This window comes from Qipengyuania polymorpha (assembly GCF_019711435.1).
Lineage (GTDB): Bacteria > Pseudomonadota > Alphaproteobacteria > Sphingomonadales > Sphingomonadaceae > Qipengyuania > Qipengyuania polymorpha.
Genome location: NZ_JAIGNK010000001.1, coordinates 238,501 through 261,842 on the forward strand (window position 1 = coordinate 238,501; position 23,342 = coordinate 261,842).

Below are 23,342 nucleotides of genomic sequence, written 5' to 3' on the forward strand. Positions count from 1 at the left end.
ATGCGCATCGCCCTGTTCGAACCCGAAATCGCCGGCAATGTCGGCAATGTCATGCGGCTGGGTGCCTGCATGGGTGCAGGCGTGGACCTGATCGAGCCGCTCGGCTTCCCGTGGGACGACCGCCGCGTGCGCCGTGCGGCGATGGACTACATCGACCATGTCGAGGTTGTCCGTCACGCCAGCTTCGAAGCCTTTCGCGAGGCGAGGGCAGGGCAGCGGCTGGTCCTGTTCACCACCCGCGCAACGCAGTCCTCCTACGATTTCGCCTATCGCCCCGACGACATCCTGCTCTTCGGCAAGGAAAGCGCCGGGGTGACCGACGAAGTGCGCGCCGCGGTCGATGCGAGCGTGCGCTTGCCGATGAAGGCGGAAGTGCGCTCGCTCAATCTCGCCACCTGCGCAGGCCTCGCGCTGGGCGAGGCGCTGCGGCAGACCGGGGCACTGCCGGCCTAGTCCGTAGTGGTCGCCATCGCGACGATTTGCTCTACCGCCTGCCAGTGGCCCGCCACCGGAGCTGCTGCGGGATAGATGTCGAGCTCGATTTCCGGAGCGAGGCCCGTCTCCTCGTAGACCGTGCCGTCGGCCGCTGCGAAGGTTTCGTTCGACAATTCCAGCAGCCAGCCGTTCGGCAGGGGCTTTGGCAGCGGGGTCGAGAATGCTCCGCGGGTGGTACTGCCGAGCTGCGTCACATTGGGCAACTGGCGCATGGCGAGCGTCGCAAGTTCGCCGCCGCTGACGGTGATGTCGCTGGTCATCACATAGACCGGGCCGGTATAGGTCGGGCCGCTGGCTGGCTCCACCACATGGGCGAAGGGCGCGATGCCCGAACCGTGCGCCTGCGTGGTGTAGGCAGTGAAGGGGGCCGCAGCAAACCGCGATGCAAGTGCCTTGGAAATCCGGTCCCATCCGCCGCGGTTGTTCGAGAGGTCCACTATGACCGCGTCCATTCCTGCGAATGCCGTCATCGCCTCGTCCATGATGGCATCGAAGGCGGCGAGTTCGGCCTCGGCCCAGGCCTCGCTGGCGAAATCCTTGTTGTCGCTGAAGCCGCCCATGACCAGCAGCGAGATGTAGCCCACGCGCCCGTCGATGGTGCCCCAGACCACGCGGTCGTTGCCGACGTGGTGCGCGCTGTCGCCCAATTGCTCGAGCGCGCCGACAATCGTGCCGACCACGAATTTGTTCTCTCCGATGCCTTCGCGGATGTGCGGCAGGGTTTCGCCCTGTCCGTCCTGCACGCGGCGTTTCTCGCCATCGACCACGCCGATGAGCTTTGTGTGGCTGTCGGACAGGCCCTCCATGTAACCGGCGAGTGCCTGCCACAGTTCTTCATCGCTGCTGTCGGCATCGAGCGATGCGAGGCGCGCGGCGCGCTGTGTGGCCGACGGTCCGCGACGGTCGAAGAAGGCATAGTGCCGCTCGAAGTGGTCGGCGAAGGCGGCGGCGACCGCCGGTGGCGAGGTGTCGGGGTTTCTCACGCATGCATCGGGCAGCGCATCGAGCCGGTCGAAAGTCACCCGCGTATCGCCGGAAAGCAGCTGGAAACGCGCACTCCGGCCATCGTCTGCAAGCGCGACGAGGCTGTATTCGGCTCCCGCCATCTCGCTCAGCGCCTTCGTCTCTTCGGGCGTGGCGTAGCAGGTGTCGCCGTATTGGTAGCGGGTGATGCCGTCCGCCGACACATCGAGGATGTAGCCATAGCCGCGCGACTGCCACACGCCCTGTGCGGCCTCCGAAGACGCGATTGCAGTGGGCGCGCCGTATTGCGGTGCTTGTGGGGAATCTGCCGCGACATGCGTGCAGGCCGCGGCAGGAAGGGCGAGAAAGAGGGCGGTAAGCTTGCGTGTCATAGCTTGGCAATACACCTCTTGGAAGAGATGACAAGCCCAGTAAATGACACACAAATAGCCCTAAACGTAGGAGACTACCTCGAATTCGATGCCGTCCCAGTCGAAGAAATAGAACCGCTTGCCGGGATCGTACGCATCGTGGCCGAACGGTTCGAGGCCGTGGCGTTTGGCCGCTTCTTCTGCCGCATCGAGGTCGTCGACGGTGAATGCCAGGTGGTTGAGCGGGTTCCCCTTGGTGTATTCGCCCTTCACATGCTCGCCCGTGTAGAGCGCGATATAATCGTGCTCGGCCCCGACATGGACCGAGCGACCATATTTCATCGAGGGGCCGCGCCAGCGCTCCTTCCAGCCGAGCATGTCGATCAGCAACGCGGCGCTGCGTTCGGGGTCGGTGACCGAGATATTGGCGTGTTCGAGGCGGCCCTGGGGTTTGGTGGTAGCCATAATGCATCTCCATTCCTTGCCCGCGATGAGAGCGGGTCCGTTAGCGATGCACCACCATATGCAACCTCAACCTTGGTTGAGGTCAAGGGTGGTTTTCGCTATCGCTGTAATCGATGAAAGCGAACGACCTTCTGCCCATCGGCGACCTCGCGCGGCGCACCGGCCTCAGCGTTTCGGCCATCCGGTTCTACGAGGGCAAGGGACTGGTCGAGCCGATCCGCACGAGCGGCAACCAGCGCCGCTTCCTGCGCAGCGATATCCGGCGGTTGAGTTTCATCCTCATCTGCCAGAAATTGGGGTTGGCCCTGTCGGAGATCGAGGAGGCGCTTGCGGGATTGCCCCATGGCCGCACCCCCAATGCAGCCGACTGGAAACGGATCAGTGGCGAGGTTCGCAAGCGCATCGACGCGCAAATCGCCGCCCTGCAGAAGGTGCGCGAAGACCTCGATGGGTGCATCGGCTGCGGATGCCTGAGCCTGAAGAAATGCGCGCTCTACAACCCGCAGGACAAATGGGGCGAGACAGGAAGCGGACCAAGGGTCCTGCGCTAATTGGAGCAGCGTTCTTGTTACGGCGCCTTGCGTCTGGTAGCTTCCGCCTCATTGGGAGGAGAGACAGCATGAAGAAACTCGCACTTGCCCTGTCGGCAACCCTGATGCTGGCCGGAACTGCCGCTGACGCGCAGCAGCGTGTCCAGGCACAGCAGCCACAGCCTCGCCAGCCCGGCTATGAGGCTCCCAAGATGAACCCGGTGCTGACCGAACTCAAAGCGCTGAGGGCTCATGTCGATGCGCTGGAGGAGAGGGCGGGCAAGCAAATCCTCGTCTTCCACTTCTCGCAAGGCCAGGCCCCCGGCGAGTCCGAGAACGACTACCAGACCAACCAGCAGAACGCTGCGATGCTGTGCGAGCAGTTTCTCAAGGACCGCTATGGGCGGGTCGTTTCCTATCGCATTCACTCGGCCAACGGCTTCTTTTATTTCTCGCATTTGCTGTGCGAAACAAAACCTTGAAGCACGCGCTTTCTTAGGCCTTGCGCACTGAGTGCAAAGCGTGACAACGCGGGATTGCTTTGTCCCGCCTTCTCGCTTCACGATATCTGCTTTGGTTCATTCTCGCGCTGCCCGGCCTGCGGCTGGCGGGGCGCTGGCAATTCACGCCTGACGCATACGGCTATGGCCATGCGATTGCCGATAGTGGCGACTGGGCGGCATGGCTGTTGATGGTAACGCTGGCAGTCACGCCCTTGCGACTGTTGTTCCGCAAATCGGCAGTGGCGAAATGGCTCGTGCGCCATCGCCGCGACCTGGGGGTGGCGAGCTTCGCCTATGCGCTGCTGCACACCGGCGTCTATCTCTGGAAGAAGGGCACGCTGGAGCTCGTGCTGGCAGAAATGGGCGAGGGTTTCATCCTCGCGGGCTGGCTCGCGTTCGCGCTGTTCCTGCCCCTTGCGATTACCTCCAATGACGCTTCGATGCGGGCGCTCAAGCGGTCATGGAAGACTTTGCACCGGCTGGTCTATCCGGCTGCGGTGCTGACTTTCCTGCATTGGGTCTGGTCGGCCTTCGACCCGACCACGGCTTGGATACACGTGGGTATCCTCGCCGCGATCGAGGGTCTCAGGATCTGGCTTCAACGCCGTTAGAGCGTCACGTACTGGCGGAAGCGCGCGACTTCGGCTTCATCGACATACTTGCCGATTTCGCGGTCGAATTCGTCCATGTCCGCATAGGGGCGGTATTCCATGAACTCATGCTCCATCTTTTCGGTCATGCCAGGGATGAGCTTGATGTCCGCTTCGCTGGCGGTGTTGAGGTTGACCGGCACGAACAGCGTTTCGCGGACCGTGGCAGCTTCTTCTTCGCTGAGGCTGGCCATCAGCACTTCGTTGAAGGCGCTGGCATTTTCATATGGCTGGCCGGCGATGATGGCTTCAGCCAGTTCGGGCGTCACGCCTGCCATGCCGGCGAGTTGTTCGGCAGTCACGGTGCTGGCATCCATCACGGCAGCGGTGGTGGCGACCGTGTCTTCGGCAGGAGCTGCGGTTTCGGTGTCTTCGACAACCTCTTCTTCGGCGCCCGAGCAGGCGGCGAGGGTGAGAGCGGTCCCGGCAAGGGCGGCGGCGGCAACAAGTTTACGCATGGGTGTTCCTCTTATTGATAAGCATTCGCATTAGCATCTTTATGCTTGATGGAAAGGGGTTTCTGTCCAGCCCAGCGAACGGGCCGGTTCAATGTTCCGGCCCGAGCTCCGGGTCGAGGTCGCGCGGGCGGGCGAAATGGACGAGCTTGCCGCAGCCTTCCTTGAGGTCCGCCCAGTCGTCGATGTCGAGCTCGAACACGGCGAAGGCGGCGGTGGGGAACTTGACCTTGGCTTCGTCGAAGAGGTCATTCTCGTTCTTGGGCGCGACCAGTTCGAAGACCATGTCGCCGAAGCCGGGGTTGTGACCCGCCAGCAGCAATGCCTCGGCATCTCCGCCCTGTTCGCTGATGACGTCGCAAATCGTTTCGGTCGAGGCGAGGTAGAGGCTGTCCTCCCACTGCGGCTCCGGCCCGATGGCGGCCTGTTCGAGCGTGATTTTCACGCGCTTGGCGGGGCTGGCGATGAGCTTGTCCCACTTGACCCCGTGGTCGCGGACATGCGCGCCGATGAGCGCTGCACCCTTGCAACCGCGCGCATTGAGGCCCCGGTCGAAATCGCGCTTGTCGCTCTGTCCCCAATCGGACTTGGCGTGGCGCAACAGGCCGAGGACTTTCACTTGGGCTCTATCTCCGTGGCGAGGGCTGGCTGATACATAGCGGCGCAAGGCAGCGTGGCAACTGCCGCTTGGGGTATTGCCCGCGAAAAACGGGTTGGGACGAGGCGCGCGTCAGGCTGCGCTGGCGGGGTTCTCGCGCTTGGTCCGGCGTTGTATCAGCGGCTTGGCGACGGCGCGAAAGCGCTCCTTGTATTGCGGGTGCTCGGTTCCCATCCAGCGGTCCCACCAGGTGAAATAAAAGCCGAAATTGTGGTTGCCGCCCGAATGGTGGAGGTCGTGATGCGTGGTCGTGCTGATCCAGTCGGTCCACTTGCTGTCGACCCAGCCCGCGGGGTGAATTTCGACCCCTGCATGCTGCATCACATTGCGGCTGATCTGGATCCAGATAAACAGCAGCAGGGCGAGGCCGGTGAAGGCAAAGCCCATGAGGCTCGTCACCAGCAGGAAGAGCGGCATGAAGGCCGCCTCGATAATCGCTTCGATCCAGGTGAAGCTGTAGGCGGTGAAGGGGGTCGGCGTGCGCGACTTGTGATGATGGAGGTGAACCGGCCGGAACAGCAGTTTCGAGTGCATGGCCCTATGCGTCCAGTAGAACCACGCATCATGCGCGAGGATGATGGCGGCCGCCTGCACCAGCGCGAGCCAGAGGGGGAATTCGCTTATCTCGAACTTGATGACGCCCACCCGGCTGAGCGCGAGGGTGGCGAGCGTCGTCACGCCGAAGAAGAATACGGTGCGCAGCGAAGACAGGATTTCGCGCGCATAATCGTGGCGGGTGGCGCGGCGTGTCTGGATGCGGCGGTTCTCGGCCCAAAGGCGGAAGATGAGGAGGAAGCCGAACATTGCGCCAGCGGCGATGGCATAGCGCGAGAAGTCGAAATACATCACGCGCGTGATGTGGTCGGAGACGAGCGCGAAGACTGTTTCAGAACCTTCCGCTTGCAAAGCCGCCTCCTTCTACTCTTCCCGGCAGGATGCGCCCAAAACGGCCGGTTTGCAACTGGCGAATTACTTGCCCGTGGTGTCCGATTCCTCGGCTTTTATTTCGGAAGATGATTGGTCGAGACCAGCTGCAACCCGCGCGAGTGCTTCGTCGAGAGTGACGCGGTGGACGGGTGTGCCTTCCGGGAAGGCCGACAGGAGGCGGCTCGGGAAAGCGGGCGACAGCACCACGAAGTGCCCGGCATCATCCTTGCTGCGGATGAGGCGACCGAAAGCCTGCGCAAGGCGTGCGCGGATGATGCGGTCGTCATAGCGCTGGGCACCGCCAGCCTGTTCGGCGGCGGCAGCGCGGCGGGCGCGGTGGAGGATGGTGGGGCGCGGCCAGGGGACGCTTTCCATGACCACGCAGCGAAGCGAGCGGCCCGGGACGTCCACCCCGTCGCGCAGGGCATCGGTGCCGAGCAGGCTGGCGCGGGCATCGTCGCGGAAGATGTCGGTCAGCGTGCCGGTATCGATGGGGTCGATGTGCTGCGCAAATAGCGGCAGGCCAGCCCGCGCCAGCCGGTCGGCGATACGGCCATAGACCGCGCGCATCCGGCGGATGGCAGTGAAAAGGCCCAGCACGCCGCCGTCGCTCGCCTCGATGAGGCGGGCATAGGCTCCGGCAAGCGCGGGAATGTCGCCGCGCTTGATATCGGTGACGATAAGCACCTCGGCGCGGCCCGCATAATCGAAGGGACTGTCGGCCTGCGTGGTCTTGGGCAGCAGTTCCAGATGCGGCGTGCCGCTCTTGGCAATCGCGTGCTCCCAGTCCGTGCCGCCCTCGTCGCGGTCGGTCAGCGTGGCGCTGGTCAGCATCACGCCATGCGCGGGTTCGAGCACCACCTGCGCAAAGGGTTTCATCGGATCGAGCCAGTGGCGGTAGAGCCCGACATCGAATTCGCGCGCATCGTTGCGATCGACCGCCAGCCAGTCGACGAATTCGGGGTCTGCCGGTCCGCCAAGGCGAGAAAGCAGCGCCTCCCATGCGGCGATGAGGTCGATGCGCCACGCGAGGGAATGCCGCGCCCCCTCGATACGCGCACGGCCCTGTCCATCGAGCCAGTCGGGCGCGTCTTCCAGCACTGCTTCGATCCTCCCGGCCAGCTTGAGCAGCGGGGTGCGGATTAGTGCGAGCGCCTGCGCGGCGGTTCCGGCGGCCTCGACCAGTTCGCCGGGAAGCTGCGCGGTCTCGGTCTCGATGCCGTAGCCCGCCTCCAGCCCGCTCTCGTCGCGCGCAAAGGTGGTCGCGCGGACCTGTGCCAGCAGCGCCTCGAGCGGCCCCGAGGGAGCACCTTCGGCCAGCCGACCCAGCCAGCCGTCGGAGGGCAGCGCTTCGGCGGCTTCGATGGCAGCCTCCACCGCGTCGCCGCCTGCCTCGTCATAGCTCGCGACATCGGCGAGGCGCGCCGCAAGACCACGGCGGCGGCCGCGTGAATTACGCTCTGGGCCGATAATCCAGCGCCTCAGTTCGATTGCTTCCTGCCCGGTCAGCGCGGCGGAGAAGGTGCTGTCGGCAGCGTCGAAGACATGGTGCCCCTCGTCGAAGACGATGCGCGTCGGGCGGCTGGCGATATCGCGTCCGCGCGCCGCATTGACCATCACCAGCGCGTGGTTGGCGATGACGAGGTCGGCCTGCGCCGCGTTCCTCGCGCTCCTTTCGATGAAGCATTTGCGGTAGTGCGGGCAGCCGGCATAGACGCATTCGCCACGCTGGTCGGTCAACGCCGCAATGCCGCGTTTCCGGAACAGCGTACCGAGCCAGCCGGGCAAGTCCCCGCCGATCATGTCGCCGTCTTGGCTGTATGCCGCCCAGCGCGCGACGAGATGCGCGAGGATGGCCGGCCGTCCCGCAAACCCGCCCTGCAAGGCGTCCTCGAGATTGAGCAGGCAGAGATAGTTCTCGCGGCCCTTGCGCACCACGACCGGCGGGGAACCGTCCTCGCGCGCAGGCGGCCATGCCCGCGTGCTCTCGCGCCTCAACTGGCGCTGGAGGTTCTTCGTATAGGTGCTCACCCAGACCGTACCGCCCGACTGCTTCGCCCAGAGCGAGGCAGGGGCGAGATAGCCCAGCGTCTTGCCGATGCCCGTGCCCGCCTGCGCCAGCAGCACATGTGGGCGCTTTTGCCGGTCGCGGGGGGCGAAGACATGGCCTGCTCCGCGCGCGAACATTCGCTGCCCCTCGCGCCGCTCCGCCCCTTCGCCGGTCAGCCTTTCGAGATGCGCCTCGATCTCCGGCTCGTCGATGAGAACCTGCGCAGGCTGCGGGCGCTCGGGCGCTTCTTCCCACTCGGGCAGGCGGGTGAAGAGCCACTTTTCGGCCTTCTCGGGTTTGCGGACATGCGGGGCGAGAACATTCGCCCATGGCCAGCGCAGCCGTGCGAGCGATTGCAGGCTCGACCACGCGCCCTCGCGCTCGGCCCAGTCCTCGCTCTCGCATGTCGCTACCAGCGCGCCCGCCGCCTGCTGGAGCAGGAGCGGAACGCCCGCATCATCCTCCGGCTCGTCGAGCCCCAGCGCTTGGGAGAGCCCCTTGGGCGTCGGCACGCAGAATTTCGCCGGATGCACGAAAGCATACAGCTCGAGCAAATCGAGCCCCGACAAGTCGGGATAGCCCAGCCGACTCGCCACCAGTGGCGCATTCATCATCAGCAACGGCGTGTCGGCCGCCGCCATGACGGCCTCGCCCTTCGAGCACCCACGCGTCGCGCCGTTCGCATCGCGCAGCCAGGTGCCTGCGTGGCTGGCATGAAGGGCAGGGAGGGGCAGCGGCTGGCTCACCCCTCGCCCGTTAGAACACAAAAGGAACGCGGGGCAAGCGCCCCGGCACACTTATGCCGCCAGCGCGATGTCCGATGCGGCGAGCGCCTGTTCGAGGTCGGCGAAGATATCCTCGGCATCCTCCAGCCCGACCGAGAGGCGCAGCAGGCCTTCACCGATACCGTGCTCGGCGCGCTCTTCGGGGGTGTAGGTGGAGTGTGTCATGCTGGCAGGATGCTGGATGAGCGTCTCCGCATCGCCCAGCGAGACCGCGCGGGTAATCATGCGCAGGCGGTTCATGAAGCGGATGCCCTGCTCGTAACCATCGGCAAGGTCGAAGGCGATCATGCCGCCGGGCAGCGCCATCTGGCGGCCTGCGAGTTCGGCCTGCGCAAAGCTTTCGAGACCCGGGTAATGGACCGCGGCAACCTGCGGCTGCGCTTCGAGCCAGCGCGCGACTTCGAGCGCGGTCTTGCTGTGACGCTCCATCCGCAGCGCCAGCGTCTTGAGGCCGCGCATCACGAGGGTGGCGGTGAAGGGGCTCATCACCGCGCCGGTCATGTCCTTCAGGCCTTCGAGGCGCACCTTCTGCATCGTCTCTGCGCTGCCCGCGACGAGGCCGCCGACAAGGTCGCCATGCCCGCCTAGATACTTGGTCGCCGAATGCACCACGATATCCGCGCCCAGTTCGACCGGGCGGGTGAGGGCGGGGGTGGCATAGGTGTTGTCGACCACGACCTGCGCGCCGCCCTTGTGGGCGACTTCACTGATGGCCGCGATATCGACCAGCCGCATGTTGGGGTTCGCGGGCGTCTCGAAATAGACGACCTTCACCTTGTCGCTCATCGCCGCTTCGAGTGCTGCAGGGTCGGTCAGGTCGACATGCGTCACCTTCACGCCGAACTTGGCAAGGCCGTGGCGGAAGAATGCGAAGGTGCAGCCGTAGAGCGTCTTGTCGGTGATGATTTCATCGCCCGCTTCGAGCAGGCTCCACATAACCGCGGTAATTGCGCCCATGCCGCTCGCCGTGGCGACGCCTGCCTCAGCGCCTTCGAGCGTCGCGATGCGCTGTTCGAGCAGGTCGAGCGTGGGGTTGGAAATGCGGCTGTAGAAATAGCCCTGCTGTTCGCCTGCGAAGATAGCGCCGCCCTGTTCCGCGCTGTCGAAGGCGAAGGTCGAGGCCATGTGCATCGGCGGCGTGAGCGCGCCCATGTTCTCCGCCGGGTCGTAGCCATGATGGATGGCGCGGCTGGAAAATCCGGACAGGGTGGAGCGACTCATGATTTGACCTCTTTCTTTGTGTTTGAGGCCTTATACCGCAGCGTGTCTGGAATATCTCTGCAAAGTGTGCCACTCTTACTGCTGATATTAGCATAATCTGCCAATAGAGGGGCAATATGGACGCCAAGGACAAACGCATCCTGCAGGAACTGCAACGCGACGGTCGCCTGACCAATGCCGAATTGGCCGAGCGGGTGAACCTGTCGCCGTCACCCTGTCTGCGCCGTGTGCGCAATCTCGAAGCAGCGGGCGTCATCGATCGTTACGTCGCCATCGTCGACCGCGAGGCGGCGGGCTATCCGGTGACGGCTTTCGTGCAGGTCACCCTCTCGCGCCACGACCGCGAGGTGGTGGACGGGTTCGAGAGGCGCGTGCGCGAGACCCCGCAAATCCTCACCTGCCATTTGATGACCGGCAGTTCGGACTATTTGCTGCAAATCGTCGTGGCGGGGCTCGACGCCTATGAGGAATTCATGCGCGAGACGCTGCACACCACCCCGGGCATCGCGACCATCAACACCAGCTTCGTCTACGGGACCGTGAAGGACACGGTGGAATTGCCTTAAGGAGCTCCTCCCTCATCGCCGAAGTCGAGATTTTCGGCGAGGAATTGCAGGCCAATCGAATACATGCGCGGGCGCAGCATGTTGCCGTGATTGCCGTCCTCGTAAACTTCCATCCGGAACGGAATGCCGCGCTCGGACAGCGCCTTCACATAAGCGCTATTGCCCTTGACGAGGTCGGGTATTTCGAACTCGCCGTAGTCGATGAATATCGCTTCGAAGGATCGTAAAACCTCATCGTGCCGTTCGACATTGTACAGGTTCCAGTTCGCCCGGCGGCGCTCGAGCACCTCCTCGTCGATGACGTATCGCCCGGCTTCCTTGCGGTATATGCGGTCACCGTAGAAGGGAGGGTCGGACGGGTCGGGCGAATGCGCAGCGCCGGTTCCGAGCTCGATATTGAGCATGAAATCCTCGACCTTGCTGCCGTCGTGCGGCGGCATGTCATCGATCGAGTCCATGGCATCGATGCGGGTGAAAATGCGCTGCCACATTGGCGCGATTTCGTCGCTGCCCTCAGCAAAGTAGGAGCCGAGCGACATGTTCGGGCCGAGGCAGCAGGGCGCCATCGCGTAGAGTGTGCTGAACAGTTCCGGATTGCGCGAAGCGATAAAAAGCGTGCCGTGACCACCACCCGAATGGCCCGCCAATGCGCGACTTTCCCGTCGCGCTAGCGTGCGGTAATTGGCATCGACGAAACCCACGACATCCTCGGCGATATGGTCTTCCCAATTACCTGTAATCGGGCTGTTCGTATAGAATGCGTGCTTGTAAACATTACGCGCCGAGGGGGCGACGAGGATCATCTCCGGCACTTCGCCGGATGAGAAAATCTCGTCGAGGCGATGCTTTTCCAAGATGCCTGCATGCCTGTAGAAATTGTCGGCTGACGGCGGACGTTTGGGAAAGTCGACCGAATTGAGCCAGGTGCGGTTCGTGCCGGAGAACCCGTGCAAGAGATAGACGACCGGATATCGCCGCTCGCCGCCTTCGGAATAGCTTGGCGGCAGGTACACCGAGACCGGCTGTTCGAGCGCTTCTCCCGTCAAATTGCCCTCGAGCGAGGGCGCCGGTACCATCACCTCGGACAGTTCCCCCGCTTCGGATGAGGGTGCGCTATCCTGTGCGGACAGTGGAATCGGTGAAAACGCCACGATTGCTGCTGCAAGGGTGGCGTGCACCCGAGTGCCTAGCCGGTTTGTATGAAACTTCATGACAATTCTCCCCGCGCGCAACTTAAACGCGCGGGCTCCCGATTCATTGTAGGCATGCGTCAAGGCGGGGCATGCGACAGCGTCCTGTCCTACCTTCGAAGGACCCGATAAGCAGACACCATGGCGTCACTATCCCGCGTATTTGCAATTCTCACTCGACGGGTATCCCAAGTTCCGGTCGATTTAACTCGCAGGACCGTGTTCCATGTGCTCCATCCTGTCGGGCTTGCCAGCGGCCTCTCCAACACTTCGCACTTGCAACACGCGTGGCGAGCGGCAAAGGGGATGGCATGAGCATGACCGACCTTATCGAAGCCGCACGTGTGTCCAAGGCCTGGCCGTTCCAGGAGGCGCAGCGGCTGCTCAAACGCTATCCCGATGGCGCAAAGCCCGATGGCAGCCCGGTGCTGTTCGAAACGGGCTACGGCCCCAGCGGCCTCCCGCATATCGGCACCTTCCAGGAAGTGCTGCGCACCACACTCGTGCGCCGCGCGTTCGAGGCGATGATTGGCGCCAAGCCCGAAGACGGCAAGACGCGCCTCGTGGCTTTCAGCGACGACATGGACGGCCTGCGCAAGGTGCCGGACAATGTACCGAACCAGGCGCTGCTCGAGGCGAACCTGCACCTGCCGCTCTCCCGCGTGCCCGATCCGTTCGAGAAGGGGCATGAGAGCTTCGCGGCGCACAACAACGCCAAGCTGCGCGAATTCCTCGATCGCTTCGGCTTCCAGTACGAGTTCATCGCGGCGAACGACATGTACAATTCCGGGCGCTTCGACGATGCGCTGAGGCAGGTCCTGCGCAAGAACCAGGACATCCTCGACATCATGCTGCCGACGCTGCGCGAGGAGCGCCGCCAGACCTATTCGCCCGTACTGCCGATCTCGCCCTCCACGGGGCGCGTGCTGCAGGTGCCGGTCGAGGTGGTCGATGCGGAAGCGGGCACGATCCGCTTTGCCGACGAGGACGGTACTCTCGTCGAGCAGTCGGCGCTGGGCGGCATGTCCAAGCTGCAGTGGAAGGTCGACTGGGCGATGCGCTGGTATGCGCTGGGCGTCGATTACGAGATGTACGGCAAGGACCTGACCGACAGCGGCGTGCAGTCGGGCAAGATCGTCAAGGTGCTCGGTGGCCGCAAGCCCGAGGGGCTCATTTACGAGATGTTCCTCGACCAGAACGGCGAGAAGATTTCCAAGTCCAAGGGCAACGGTCTGTCGATCGAGGAATGGCTGCAATACGGCAGCGAAGAGAGCCTCGGCTTCTACATCTTCCCCAATCCCAAGAGCGCCAAGCAGCTCCACGTGGGCGTCATCCCGCGTGCGGTCGACGACTACTGGCAGTTCCGCGAACGCCTCGCCGAACAGCCGCTCGACAAGCAGCTGGGCAATCCGGTGTGGCACCTCGCGCGCGCCAATGGCGGGTTCGAGGGCAGCGAGGCTCCGGGTGCGGGCGACAGCCTGCCGGTGACCTATGGCCTCCTGCTGAACCTTGCCAGCGTGCTGGGTGCGGAAGCCACCGAGGCGAGCCTGCGCGATTACCTCGCCAGCTATATCGGCGCCGACAGGATTACGCCGGAACTCGATGTGCTGATCGGCACGGCGGTTGCCTATACGCGCGACTACATCGTGCCGACGCTGTCGAAGCGTGCGCCCGAAGCAAACGAGGCGGAGGCGCTGCGCGCGCTCGACGCCTGGCTCGCCGAAGCGCCTGCCGACACCAGCGCGGAGGATTTGCAGACGCAGGTCTATGAAATCGGCAAGCGCGAGGAATACGGCTTCGAGAACCTTCGCGACTGGTTCAAGGCGCTCTACCAGACGCTGCTCGGCAGCGACCAGGGCCCGCGCATGGGCAGCTTCATCGCGCTCTACGGTATCGAGAACAGCCGCAAGCTGATTGCCGAGGCACTCGCACGCGGCTGAGGCCCTTTCCTACACGTGCTTGCGTACGCGATACCACTTCGTGAGCACGTATTTGGAACCCTCGATGACCGGCGTGCCGGCGTGCATCGTGTCCTCGGTCGGCGTGCCGTCGGGCTTGGCGTTGTTCCAGATGACCAGCGCGCCGGGCTTGGGTTCGATCTTCGCGCCGACATGCGTGTAATGCGTGTGTCCCCCTTGGGGCACCTTGTTGAGGAAGGCCATGGCGGTCCAGCAGCGTTGTCCGCCGCGCTTGCGCTCTTCCTTCCAGTAAGGCTGGTCGGTGTAGAACCAGTCGTTATGCGGCTTGAATTCCTGCCCGGGCAAATAACGCTGGCCCTGTATTGCCTCGCCGAGGATTGCGGGCATGCCGAGCAATGCGTCGATGCGGTCCGAGACACCTTTTACGAAAGGGTCGCGCGGATGGAAATTGCCTGAAGAGGAGGTGCGGAAATTCTCGATATAGGCCGTCTCGTGCAGCTCGCTCGGCCGCGCGACGACGTCGATCATGGTGATGAAGCGACGGCATTCATCGGGTGTGAGGAAGTTCGACAGGACGAAAATTTCCGCCTTGTCGGTGGGAAGCTTGTAGATGCCGGGCACGGCCTCAAGTTTTTCGCGGGTCTTTGCGCCGATGCGCTTCAATGCATCCTGGTCGGGAATCGTAGCTGTCTTCGTCATGCACTGCAGTGATAGCGAAGCGGGAAGCGCCTGCAAGACGGCATCTTGTGCGAAGGAAATGCGCCGCTAATCTCTCCCCTGTAAAAGGGACGGGAGCAGAAAGACATGACGAACATGGCACGCCGCTATTCCATCGGTGCGATGATTTTCCACTGGGTGATAGCCATCGCGGTCATTGTGAACTGGCGCATCGCCGAGAATGCCGAACATGCAGAGATGCCGGAAAAGGCGGCCATCTTCGCTGACCACAAGGCGCTGGGCATCCTTATCTTGCTGCTCACGGTCGGACGCCTGCTGTGGCGCTGGACGCATCCGGTCCCGCCGCTGCCTTCTACCCTCGCCAAGTGGGAAGCGACTTTGGCGCGCGGGGTGCACATCATCTTCTACGTGCTGCTCATCGGCCTTCCCCTGGGCGGCTGGTTCGCCAACTCGCTGGCAGGGCGCGAAATCGATATGTTCGGCTTCTTCACGATCCCGCCGCTTCCCGTGGGCGACGATCCGGAGGCGGCCAAGGCGATCTTCGGCCTCCACGCGACGGGAGGAAGCGTCTTCATCTACCTCATTGCGCTGCACATCCTCGGCGCCTTGAAGCACACTATCTTCGACAAGAATGGCGGCATTTTCCGCATGCTCCCCTTCGGCAAGGTGCCGGGCTGAGGGCAAAGAAAAACCCCCGCCGATTGCTCGGCGGGGGCCTTCATGCCCTTCACGGTCCACTCTCACGCCGTGAAGGGCGGGGAAAGTCCCAAAGGACTTACCAGAAGAAGTCGTAAATCACGTCGACCACTTCGCCGCTGTAGATATCGACCAGCAGCACGTCGTCGTAATAGCGGACCCAGCGATAGGGGCCGTAGACTTCGGGCAGGCGATAGCGCCAGGGATCTGCGATCCAGTAGCGGCTGCCGAAGAACAGGTTGCCGAGACGGAAACCGATGTTCAGGCGGCGATAGCGATAGTCGCGATAGGGCGCGTAATAGCGACCGAGGCGGAAGATGCTGCGATTGGCGTGGCGATAGCGGTACCAGTCGTAGCGACGGTTGTCGCGCCAGCGATGGCGGTCCCACCGGTCGTAATCGTGCCAGCGGCGGCCATCGTAATAGCGTGCGCGGCGGTCATGGTGGCGGTCACGGCGGTGTTCGGTCCGGCGACCATCGCGGTAACCGTCGCGATAGGCATCGCGGCGGATGCTGCGGTCCTCGCGGGCGTCCCGGCGGCGCTCGTCGCGGCGGCCTTCGCGATAGCCGTCACGGCGTGCCTCGCGATAGGTGCGATTGCGGTCGCCATCGCGGTAAGAGCGGTTGCGGTCACCCCGACGGTTGTCGTTGTCGCGACGGTTCCAGTCGCGGCCCGAACGTTCGCGCGCTACTTCGGCGCGGCGCTCGCTGCGGTTCCACTCGCGACCACGGCGATCCGAACGGTCCTGGCGACCCTGCCTGCTTTCCTGTGCCCGACGCGCGGCTTCGCGGACAACGCGTTCACGGCCATTGCTGCGATCCTCGCGGCGCTCTGCCCGGCGTTCCTGCCGACGCTCGCCACGGTTGTCGCGGCGCTGTTCCTGTCGGCGTTCCGCGCGACGCTCGCTGCGACGTTCCTGGCGACGCTCGCTGCGTCGCTGGTCGTTGCGGTCATCGCGGTCGCGCTGGCTGCGCTGCTGGGTGTCGTTTTCCGCCGCTTCGGCGGCTGCAGGCAGGGCAGTGACCGCCATCGCAATCGCGAGGGCGCTCAGCGCACTGCCTTTCATCAGCTTTGTAAGTGTCATGGAGCGTATCCTTGTTACTCGATAGCCGCTCCACACCTGCGGCTTTGTTTCGATGTCGCACTTTGTATCACACCGGCCTGACCCGAAACTGAACCGGACCTGCAGGTTTTCGTTCAGGTTCGGCTATTGAAAAATGAATGCGAACCGGAAGGTAGCAAATGCGTTGGGTGAGCATGGAACGCACGCTCGAGGCTGTCAAAGCCGACATCATCCGCCTGCTGCACAAGGCTGCCAGCGACCGGAATTCCCCTATGCACACGCCCGTGATCGCAACTGCGGACGCCGACGCGCGCATCATGGTTCTGCGCGCATTCGACGAGCGTGACTGGACCTTGCGATTTCATACCGACGCGCGCTCTCCCAAGTCCGGTGTCATTGGGGAGGAGGGACAGGTGGGCGTGTTGTTTTACGATCGCGACGAGAAAGTGCAGATTCGCTGCCGCGGGACGGGCCGGATCGAAAGCGCGTCGCAGCGGGCGCAAGCCGCATGGGAGAGCAGTGATGCCTATGCCCGCCGCTGCTATCTCGGCGCGGCTCCCGGCGAAGAAAGCGACAGGCCTTCCAGCGGCTTGCCGGAATGGGCCGAAGGCGAGCGCCCCACCGAAGAACAGCTTGCGCCGGCACGCGCGAACTTCGCCGTGCTCATGGTCACTCTCGCAAGCGTCGACTGGTATCATCTGTCGAATGATGGTCACCGACGGGCGGTTTTCGAGAATGGCAAGGGACGCTGGCTGACCCCCTGAATTTTGCGTTTCTTGACGAGATATTCACCTTCCGAAGCCATGATCCGGCCCCAAGAAACCAAATGCCGGGAGTTACAGGATTTTGTCAGGTCGCATTCTCATGCTGTTCGACAATTCGAACAGGGATTATGTCTCGCGCCTTCATTCGGGGGCCAGCCGCCATGCAGGCGCTGCGGGCCTCAAACTGCAGATGGAAAACGTCTACGGCACCGACAGGAAAGCGGAGGATCTGCTCGACGAGCCTGGCCTCGGCGGGGTCATCCTGACTGCACCGCTGTGCGATGACCGCCACCTCATGCTCCGCATCGAAGAGCGCAATCTGCCCTTCGCGCGGATCGCATCCATGCTCGACCCGGGGCGCGGTATCACCGTGTCGATGGACGAGTACGAGGCCGCACGAGCGGTCACCAGCGTGCTGCTCGAGGCCGGCCATCGCCGCGTCGGCATCATCCGCGGGCCGCGTACGCACCTTTCCAGCATGCGGCGTTACAATGGCTTCGTCGCCGCGCTGGGTTCCAAGGGATTGAAGCCCGATCCCGAGTTGGTGATCGAAGGCGATTACACACGAGAATCCGGGGCGGAAGTCGGCGCGAAGCTGTTGGCTGCGAGGCCCACGGCCATCTTCGCCAGCAATGACAACATGGCGCTCGGCCTGTCGGAGGCCGCGCGCCGCGCCGGCGTGTCCATGCCGCAGCAGGTCTCGCTGGTCGGCTTCGACGATGACCCCTTCGCCAAGACGATGAACCCGCCGCTCACCTCGATCCGCCAGCCGCTGGAGGAAATGGGGGCCAAGGCTTGCGAACTGCTCGGCAATGCCCTTTCGGGCAAGGGGGCGGCCAAGGCGCATGCCGAAGTGCCGTTCCAGCTGGTCGAGCGCGCCTCGGTCGCGCCAGCCCCGGTCGCGCCTTCGCCTGCCTGAGATCTACAGCGCCGCGATGGCGCGCACGGTCCGCTCCACATCGGCCTCGTCGGTCATCAGGCTCGGCGCGACCCGCATGTGTAGCGGACGGTAGAAGCCCGGCACCACGCTGGCGATGATGCCGGCCTCGTGCAGCTTGTCGACGCCTTCGTAAGGGTCCCATCCCTCGACGTCGAAGCAGATGATCCCGGCCGACATGTCCTGCGCATCGGGGGTGGCCAGTGTCACCTTCGGCAGCTTGCCGAGCTGCTCCTTGGTCGTGCTCGCCAGCGAGGCGATGCGGTCGGCAATGCGCGCGCGTCCGATGGAGGAGCAGAAGCGGAAGGCATCCTCGACCGCCCATGTGTGCTCGAAGGCGTGGAAACCGCCGGGCGTGTGATGCGCGGCAATCGGCATTTCCATCGGCGGCATCTTGCGCCAGCTCGGGTCGAAAGTGGGAATGCTGGCCTGCACGAAGGCCTGCGCCTCCGGCCGGGCCCAGACGATCCCCGTGCCGCGCGGGCCGTAGATCCACTTGTGGGTACCGGCGATGAAGAAGTCCGCGCCGAGGTCGGGGATGTCGATATCCTGGTTGCCGAAGCCGTGGACCCCGTCGACCGCGAAGAGCGTGCGCGCTTCGTCCGACTTGCCGTGGTTGTGCTTTGCCACGACCTCGCCAATCGCCTCGACCGGCATTTTGACGCCAGTGCCCGAATGCACCCAGGTCATGGCGAAGAGACGGGTGTTGTCCTTTAGCTGCTTGCGAACATTAGCCACGACCTCGTCCTTCGTCGCATTGCGCGAACTGTCATAGAGCGGCTCGCGTCGCAGGCCCGCACCGCCGCGCTGCGAAGCGTACATGGTCGAAATCTGCGTGACGATATGGTCGCGCGTGTCGGTCAGGATTTCGAAGTCCTTGCCGACGGGTATGTTCGACAGCGTGAGGCCGAGACCCGCAGTGGTCGAGCCGACCTGTGCGATATGGTCCGCCTCACAGCCCATGAATTCGGCCGCCGCGTCGCGCAATCCGCGCTCGCAAGGGGCCATCATGTCATGGATGTAGCCATGGCTGTTCTGGTCGAGGCCGAGACGGTGCCTGGCGATCGCCTCGCGTACCGGCTTCGGATGCGAGGCGAGGTAGAAGGCGCTCATCTGCGAGATTCCGGGCGCGGGATCGAATTGCGCCTTGATGTCGCGCCAGCTCGCATCGGCCAGCGTGTCCTGCGTCAGTGCCTTTGCCCGCACAGCAGGTCCCTGCGCCATCGTCAGCCCGGCAAGGCCGCCAGCCCCGGTTGCTGCAAGAAAATCACGTCTCTTCATGACTCAGCCCTCCCGAGTCGGGAGAATAGACCAACATTCCACATGGGCAAAACGACCCGGGAATTGCGCCTTTTCGCTCACGCATTTGAATGCGTGTCGCGATTATACAATTCCCGGCGCCCAAAAGCTGCGCAGAGCTATTCGACCTGGGAGCAAATTTAGCATGAAGTTCCGATACTTCAGGCCGCGTGATGATATCCGCGACTACGTCAGCAGCTATTACAGCGTGTCGTTCGACACGGGCGTCGAGGACGTCATGCGCGCCGAAATCGCGAATGTCCGCTTTCTCGTCAAAGGCAGGCTGACAAGCGATATTGGTGGCGATCCGCAGGGCTATGCGGCGCGCTCGGCCTTGCTTTGCGGGCCGACCCACCAGGCCACCAATGTCGGGTTTTCGGCCGGGTGCCATGTCTTCGGTGCAGCCGTTACGCCGCTGGGCTGGGCGCGGCTGTTCGAAGTGGATGCAAGCGAGCTGGCCGACAGGGTCGTCGCTCTCGAAGAGCACCTCAGCGGGGATCAGTGCACGCTCGCCAAGCGCGTAATGACTGCGCCTGACGACGAAACGCGCGTCGCCGCCTGCGATCATCTGTTCGCTTCGATGGCCGACCAGGACAGGCCGATCAACCAGCATTTCCTCGATGAGGTGACTGCCTGGATCACCGCGCCCGAAAGCAACGAGCTGTCAGATCTGCTCGAGCGGTTCGACCTCTCGAAACGGCAGGTGGAACGGCTCTCGAAGAAGTATTTCGGCTGCCCGCCCAAGTTGCTCCATCGCAAGTTTCGCGCGCTGACTTCGGCAAATCGCCTCGTGTGGAACGAGCTCACCGACTGGCGCGAAGCGGCCTCGACCCATTACTACGATCAGCCGCATTTCATTCGCGAGTTCAAACACTTCAACGGGCGTACGCCGACCGAATTCATCAAGGGCGCGCATCTGCTGGTGCGCGCGACGCTGCAGGAACGCCTGCAGATTGCGCACCGTTCGCCCTTCAGCCTGATAGGATAGGGGCGGCCCTCTCGAGCCGCCCCCATCAGGTTAGCCAGTTCGTGTCCGGCCTCAGGCCGCCTGCTGGATTTCGCGCAGGGTCAGGTCGAAGGTCACGTCCTCGCCGGCGAGCGGGTGGTTGCCGTCGGCCTTCACCGCTTCCTCGCCCACTTCGAGGATGTAGAGCGTCATCGGCTGGCCGTTGGGGGCCTGCGCGTTCAGCGCCATGCCCGGCTGCGGAGCGGGCTCGGGCGGCAGGTTGGCGCGCGGGATGTCGATGACCAGTTCCTCGCGGCGCGGGCCGAAGGCGTTGTCGCTGGCGATTTCGACCGTCTTGCTGTCGCCCACGCTCATGCCGGTGAGCGCCTCTTCGATGGCGGGGAAAATCTGTCCGGCGCCGAGCTGGACCTGCTGCGGACCGACTTCTTCGGTGTTGCCGATAATCTCGCCGTCGCCGCGCTTGAGGACGTAGTCGATGGTTACGGTGTCACCGTTGTTGGGAGTGGTCATGGATATCCTTTGAAATTTCGTGTTCGCGGCGCGGGAATGGATGCGCCGACAGGAACAGCACCCGCGAACCGGGCGCTTCACCTTGTATTGTGTCAAACCCGTGCGGGGTGAGTCAAACAGGGGCCGGGGGCAGGCGTGCACAAGGGTTTCTTAGCGTGTGCCTGCTAGGCGAGGGCACATGCAGTGCAACCGCAAGACCGCAATCTGGGCCTCGCTGGCCTTCGGCGTCGCCCTCGCGCTCTACGCGCTCGACGGCCCCGCCGACTATTCGCCACCGACCAGCCGCGTAGTGCGCGGCGCGGGCGAGATCATCAACGGGGCGATTGCGCTCTTTGGCGAGACCGGTGCCGCCCTTTGCTTCGTTTTCCTGGGCGTTGTCATGGCCGCCATCTCCGCCCTGCTGTGCCCCACTGCGCGCCAGCGCGGGGAAACCGGGCGCGGGTGATAGCTTTACCGCGGCGATGGACCGCTGCGGCCAACAGGCCTAGCCCTATCCGATATCGGCAATTTACCGGAAGGTTGGGGTGATGGTTTTCAGGACAAACGCCCAGGGGTGGCGCCGAATTGGCATCTGGGCCTTGCGCCTGTTTGCCATCCTGCTGGTGGGCGGTTCGCTGCTGAGCACGAGTGATTTCAACCAGTGGTGGATCCGCATCTGGGATTTTCCGCGCGTGCAGATCCTGATTGCGATGGTCGCCAGCGCTTTTGCCTTGTGGTTTCTCGACAAGGCATGGCGGCCCTGGGTTCCGCTGGCGCTGATAGTGGCGAGCACCTGGCAGTTTTATCGCGTGCTTCCCTATACGCCCCTTGTCTCACCCGATATCGCGCAGGTCGCCGAGGGCGATGCGCAGGGCGAGGGCTGCTTCAGCCTGCTGACGCTCAACGTGCTGCAGAAAAACCGCGACTACCAGCGCACCATCGACCTCATCCGCCGCGCCGATGCCGATATCGTGCTGCTGACCGAAACCGACCAGGCCTGGGCCGACGCGGTGGCAGACGCGCTTTCGGCCTATCCCGGGCGCATCGACCGCCCGCTGGACAACACCTACGGCATCATGTTCGCCTCGCGCTTGCCGATGAGCAACGCCTCGATCCAGGACCTCGCGCAGGCCGACACGCCCTCGGTCTTCGCCACGCTGCAGGCTGGCGGGCACAGCTTTCGCATGATCGGCCTCCACCCGCGTCCGCCCAAGCCCAAGCAGGACACGGAGGAACGCGACGCCGAAATCGTCGTCGCCGCCCGCATGGCGCGCGACCTTAATATGCCGGTGATGGCGATTGGCGATTTCAACGATGTCGCGTGGTCCGACACGACGCGGCTGTTCATGGACATCGGCGGCTTGCTCGACCCGCGAAAGGGGCGGGGGACCTACGCCAGCTTCCCGGCGGGCATGGTCTGGCTCGGCTGGCCGCTCGACCACCTTTTCGTGACCGAGGAATTCCTGCTGGCGGATATGGAAGTCGGCAAGTCGGTCGGCTCCGACCACCGCCCCTTCATGGCCCGCCTGTGCCTCGACCCCGAAGCCGCCCGCCTGCGCAACGAAAAGGCCGAAGGTCCAAGCGCGGAGGACGAGGAGGACGCGAACGAGGTGATGGAGGACTTCGAAGAGGACAAGGCGAAGGACGCCGTGGAGGGGGAAGAGGGGTAGGGGGAGCGTGACGGTTTTTCGATGAAATGCGCACAGGTCCCGCCCGCTTGTTCGGCAAAGGCGGTGCAAACGCAAGACCGCAATCTTGGCCTCGCTGGCCTTCGGCGCCGGCCTCGCGCTCTACGCGCTCGACGGCCCCGCCGACTACTCGCCCCCGACCAGCCGCGTGGTGCGGGGGCTGGGCGAGATCATCAACAGCGCGATTTACGCCTTTGGCGAGGTCGGCGCGGCGGTGGTGTTTGTGATGGTCGGGGTGGTGATGGCAGGGGCGTCGGCGGCGCCCTGTCCGTTTGGGCGTGATGCTCAACCATAGGCGAGCTCTCGCAACAATCTCACTGGAATCGGACGTCGTGTTTTGCGCCTTGAACCTCGTATTGAACATTCGATGATCGTTGATGGGCTTGGCCGTCCTCATCTTTGTATTGGAGGACAAATTGCCAGCTCGGATACTTGTTCACGTCCAATCGCAAGCTAACTTCGAAATTTGAGTCTTTTCGCAGATGATCAACTTTGCGCAGCTCTTTCATCGGTCCTTCCGCGTCTCGGCGATACAACACAATGTCGGTGCACTCGCCGCCCACGTTGGTAATGGTGTATTTAAATTTTACATCGTTGCCCGATATCATCGTGACGCCACCGGAGAGCCGAAACTGCGGAGCGCGCAGTTCCTTTTCCTTCTCAAACGTCAAAGCGACCGATTGCCGATCTAGATCCAACTGACTGCGCGTAACGTCGACCAATTGGCGTGATTGTTCGACAGCATTGTTGAGCTCAATAGCTTGAATTCGAAGCTCTTGACCTTGCTGGAGAAACCCTAAGACGAGCCATAAGAAAGCCAAGGGGCTAAAGGCGCCTGCGAGGAAATCACCCAACTCATTTGGCTTTAGATCGAGTATTCCAACCTCGAACTGACTTCCGGTTAAAGCCAATGCCAACAGGTATACGGCAGTTGCAAATGCTCCCCACCCGAAAAGTGGTGCTCTTTTCGGTACTTTCTGCAGTCCATCCTCATCTTTAGCGACCAATTCCGC

Annotated in this window: 26 protein-coding genes; 13 read left to right on the top strand and 13 right to left on the bottom strand. The window is 63.5% G+C overall.

From position 1 onward, the window contains the following. The gene (locus K3152_RS01125) at positions 1-453 is read left to right on the top strand and encodes a tRNA (cytidine(34)-2'-O)-methyltransferase (protein WP_221572265.1); all 453 of its coding nucleotides are present in this window, start codon (positions 1-3) and stop codon (positions 451-453) included. On the opposite strand, the gene K3152_RS01130 is transcribed toward K3152_RS01125, so the two are convergent. Both K3152_RS01130 and K3152_RS01135 read right to left on the bottom strand, forming a co-directional pair. Continuing rightward, positions 450-1,850 (bottom strand): S41 family peptidase, encoded by a 1,401-nt coding sequence (locus tag K3152_RS01130; RefSeq protein WP_221572266.1) that lies wholly within the window; start codon positions 1,848-1,850, stop codon positions 450-452. The genes K3152_RS01125 and K3152_RS01130 overlap by 4 nt on opposite strands. A gap of 60 nt (positions 1,851-1,910) precedes the next feature. Continuing rightward, positions 1,911-2,294 carry a VOC family protein gene (locus K3152_RS01135; RefSeq protein ID WP_221572267.1) on the bottom strand — a complete coding sequence of 128 codons (384 nt, stop codon included), beginning with the start codon at positions 2,292-2,294 and terminating at the stop codon, positions 1,911-1,913. Positions 2,295-2,407: 113 nt separating this feature from the next. Here K3152_RS01135 and soxR point away from each other — a divergent pair, with 113 nt between their 5' ends. The 3 genes from soxR (at position 2,408) to K3152_RS01150 (ending at position 3,938) form a co-directional block, all read left to right on the top strand. Further along, positions 2,408-2,845, top strand: coding sequence for a redox-sensitive transcriptional activator SoxR (soxR, locus tag K3152_RS01140; protein ID WP_221572268.1), 438 nt, complete (start codon positions 2,408-2,410; stop codon positions 2,843-2,845). Between the two features lie 68 nt (positions 2,846-2,913). Beyond that, on the top strand, positions 2,914-3,306 hold the full coding sequence (locus K3152_RS01145; RefSeq protein WP_221572269.1) for a hypothetical protein: 393 nt from the start codon (positions 2,914-2,916) through the stop codon (positions 3,304-3,306). 59 nt (positions 3,307-3,365) lie between these two features. Then, the gene (locus tag K3152_RS01150) at positions 3,366-3,938 is read left to right on the top strand and encodes a protein-methionine-sulfoxide reductase heme-binding subunit MsrQ (protein ID WP_247713101.1); all 573 of its coding nucleotides are present in this window, start codon (positions 3,366-3,368) and stop codon (positions 3,936-3,938) included. On the opposite strand, the gene K3152_RS01155 is transcribed toward K3152_RS01150, so the two are convergent. From K3152_RS01155 to K3152_RS01175, 5 genes are all read right to left on the bottom strand, one after another. After that, the gene (locus tag K3152_RS01155) at positions 3,935-4,435 is read right to left on the bottom strand and encodes a ComEA family DNA-binding protein (RefSeq protein ID WP_221572270.1); all 501 of its coding nucleotides are present in this window, start codon (positions 4,433-4,435) and stop codon (positions 3,935-3,937) included. The two genes, K3152_RS01150 and K3152_RS01155, sit on opposite strands and share 4 nt — an antisense overlap. 88 nt (positions 4,436-4,523) lie before the next feature. After that, positions 4,524-5,051: a SixA phosphatase family protein gene (locus K3152_RS01160; RefSeq protein WP_221572271.1), complete on the bottom strand. Its 528-nt coding sequence runs from the start codon at positions 5,049-5,051 to the stop codon at positions 4,524-4,526. A 111-nt stretch (positions 5,052-5,162) separates the two neighbouring features. After that, positions 5,163-5,996 (bottom strand): sterol desaturase family protein, encoded by an 834-nt coding sequence (locus K3152_RS01165; protein WP_247713102.1) that lies wholly within the window; start codon positions 5,994-5,996, stop codon positions 5,163-5,165. 63 nt (positions 5,997-6,059) lie between these two features. Then, positions 6,060-8,813 carry an ATP-dependent DNA helicase gene (locus K3152_RS01170; protein WP_221572272.1) on the bottom strand — a complete coding sequence of 918 codons (2,754 nt, stop codon included), beginning with the start codon at positions 8,811-8,813 and terminating at the stop codon, positions 6,060-6,062. A 51-nt stretch (positions 8,814-8,864) separates the two neighbouring features. Next, the gene (locus tag K3152_RS01175) at positions 8,865-10,073 is read right to left on the bottom strand and encodes a methionine gamma-lyase (RefSeq protein ID WP_221572273.1); all 1,209 of its coding nucleotides are present in this window, start codon (positions 10,071-10,073) and stop codon (positions 8,865-8,867) included. A 116-nt stretch (positions 10,074-10,189) separates the two neighbouring features. Between K3152_RS01175 and K3152_RS01180 the strand changes: the two genes are divergently transcribed. Then, on the top strand, positions 10,190-10,639 hold the full coding sequence (locus tag K3152_RS01180) for an Lrp/AsnC family transcriptional regulator (protein ID WP_221572274.1): 450 nt from the start codon (positions 10,190-10,192) through the stop codon (positions 10,637-10,639). Here the strand turns inward: K3152_RS01180 and K3152_RS01185 are convergent. After that, positions 10,636-11,715 carry an alpha/beta hydrolase-fold protein gene (locus K3152_RS01185; protein ID WP_247713176.1) on the bottom strand — a complete coding sequence of 360 codons (1,080 nt, stop codon included), beginning with the start codon at positions 11,713-11,715 and terminating at the stop codon, positions 10,636-10,638. The genes K3152_RS01180 and K3152_RS01185 overlap by 4 nt on opposite strands. Positions 11,716-12,140: 425 nt before the next feature. Between K3152_RS01185 and K3152_RS01190 the strand changes: the two genes are divergently transcribed. Next, entirely contained in the window at positions 12,141-13,769 is a 1,629-nt protein-coding gene (locus K3152_RS01190; protein WP_221572276.1) for a lysine--tRNA ligase, read from the top strand. Between the two features lie 9 nt (positions 13,770-13,778). Here the strand turns inward: K3152_RS01190 and K3152_RS01195 are convergent, their stop codons facing one another. Further along, positions 13,779-14,447 (bottom strand): prolyl hydroxylase family protein, encoded by a 669-nt coding sequence (locus K3152_RS01195; RefSeq protein ID WP_221572277.1) that lies wholly within the window; start codon positions 14,445-14,447, stop codon positions 13,779-13,781. A gap of 105 nt (positions 14,448-14,552) precedes the next feature. Between K3152_RS01195 and K3152_RS01200 the strand changes: the two genes are divergently transcribed. Beyond that, positions 14,553-15,104 carry a cytochrome b gene (locus K3152_RS01200; protein ID WP_221572278.1) on the top strand — a complete coding sequence of 184 codons (552 nt, stop codon included), beginning with the start codon at positions 14,553-14,555 and terminating at the stop codon, positions 15,102-15,104. 97 nt (positions 15,105-15,201) lie between these two features. On the opposite strand, the gene K3152_RS01205 is transcribed toward K3152_RS01200, so the two are convergent. After that, complete coding sequence (locus tag K3152_RS01205; protein WP_247713103.1) at positions 15,202-16,206, bottom strand: RcnB family protein; 1,005 nt, start codon at positions 16,204-16,206, stop codon at positions 15,202-15,204. Positions 16,207-16,379: 173 nt separating this feature from the next. Between K3152_RS01205 and K3152_RS01210 the strand changes: the two genes are divergently transcribed. Next, positions 16,380-16,949, top strand: coding sequence for a PNPOx family protein (locus K3152_RS01210; protein ID WP_221572279.1), 570 nt, complete (start codon positions 16,380-16,382; stop codon positions 16,947-16,949). An 82-nt stretch (positions 16,950-17,031) separates the two neighbouring features. Continuing rightward, on the top strand, positions 17,032-17,868 hold the full coding sequence (locus tag K3152_RS01215; protein WP_221572280.1) for a substrate-binding domain-containing protein: 837 nt from the start codon (positions 17,032-17,034) through the stop codon (positions 17,866-17,868). Positions 17,869-17,871: 3 nt separating this feature from the next. Here K3152_RS01215 and K3152_RS01220 read toward each other — a convergent pair whose 3' ends face one another. Beyond that, entirely contained in the window at positions 17,872-19,167 is a 1,296-nt protein-coding gene (locus K3152_RS01220; RefSeq protein WP_221572281.1) for an aminotransferase class V-fold PLP-dependent enzyme, read from the bottom strand. Positions 19,168-19,330: 163 nt separating this feature from the next. On the opposite strand from K3152_RS01220, the gene K3152_RS01225 reads away from it, so the two are divergent. Beyond that, a complete protein-coding gene (locus K3152_RS01225) occupies positions 19,331-20,173 on the top strand; it encodes a helix-turn-helix domain-containing protein (RefSeq protein ID WP_221572282.1) in 843 nt (280 codons plus the stop codon). A gap of 51 nt (positions 20,174-20,224) precedes the next feature. Here the strand turns inward: K3152_RS01225 and K3152_RS01230 are convergent, their stop codons facing one another. After that, positions 20,225-20,662, bottom strand: coding sequence for an FKBP-type peptidyl-prolyl cis-trans isomerase (locus K3152_RS01230; protein ID WP_221572283.1), 438 nt, complete (start codon positions 20,660-20,662; stop codon positions 20,225-20,227). Positions 20,663-20,840: 178 nt separating this feature from the next. Here K3152_RS01230 and K3152_RS01235 point away from each other — a divergent pair, with 178 nt between their 5' ends. The 3 genes from K3152_RS01235 to K3152_RS01245 all read left to right on the top strand — a co-directional run bounded on the left by K3152_RS01235 (position 20,841) and on the right by K3152_RS01245 (position 22,624). After that, positions 20,841-21,107: a hypothetical protein gene (locus K3152_RS01235; protein ID WP_221572284.1), complete on the top strand. Its 267-nt coding sequence runs from the start codon at positions 20,841-20,843 to the stop codon at positions 21,105-21,107. Positions 21,108-21,189: 82 nt separating this feature from the next. Further along, on the top strand, positions 21,190-22,311 hold the full coding sequence (locus tag K3152_RS01240; RefSeq protein WP_221572285.1) for an endonuclease/exonuclease/phosphatase family protein: 1,122 nt from the start codon (positions 21,190-21,192) through the stop codon (positions 22,309-22,311). An 85-nt stretch (positions 22,312-22,396) separates the two neighbouring features. Continuing rightward, complete coding sequence (locus tag K3152_RS01245; RefSeq protein ID WP_221572286.1) at positions 22,397-22,624, top strand: hypothetical protein; 228 nt, start codon at positions 22,397-22,399, stop codon at positions 22,622-22,624. A gap of 19 nt (positions 22,625-22,643) precedes the next feature. On the opposite strand, the gene K3152_RS01250 is transcribed toward K3152_RS01245, so the two are convergent. Then, positions 22,644-23,336, bottom strand: coding sequence for a hypothetical protein (locus tag K3152_RS01250; protein WP_221572287.1), 693 nt, complete (start codon positions 23,334-23,336; stop codon positions 22,644-22,646). Positions 23,337-23,342 lie beyond the last annotated feature (6 nt).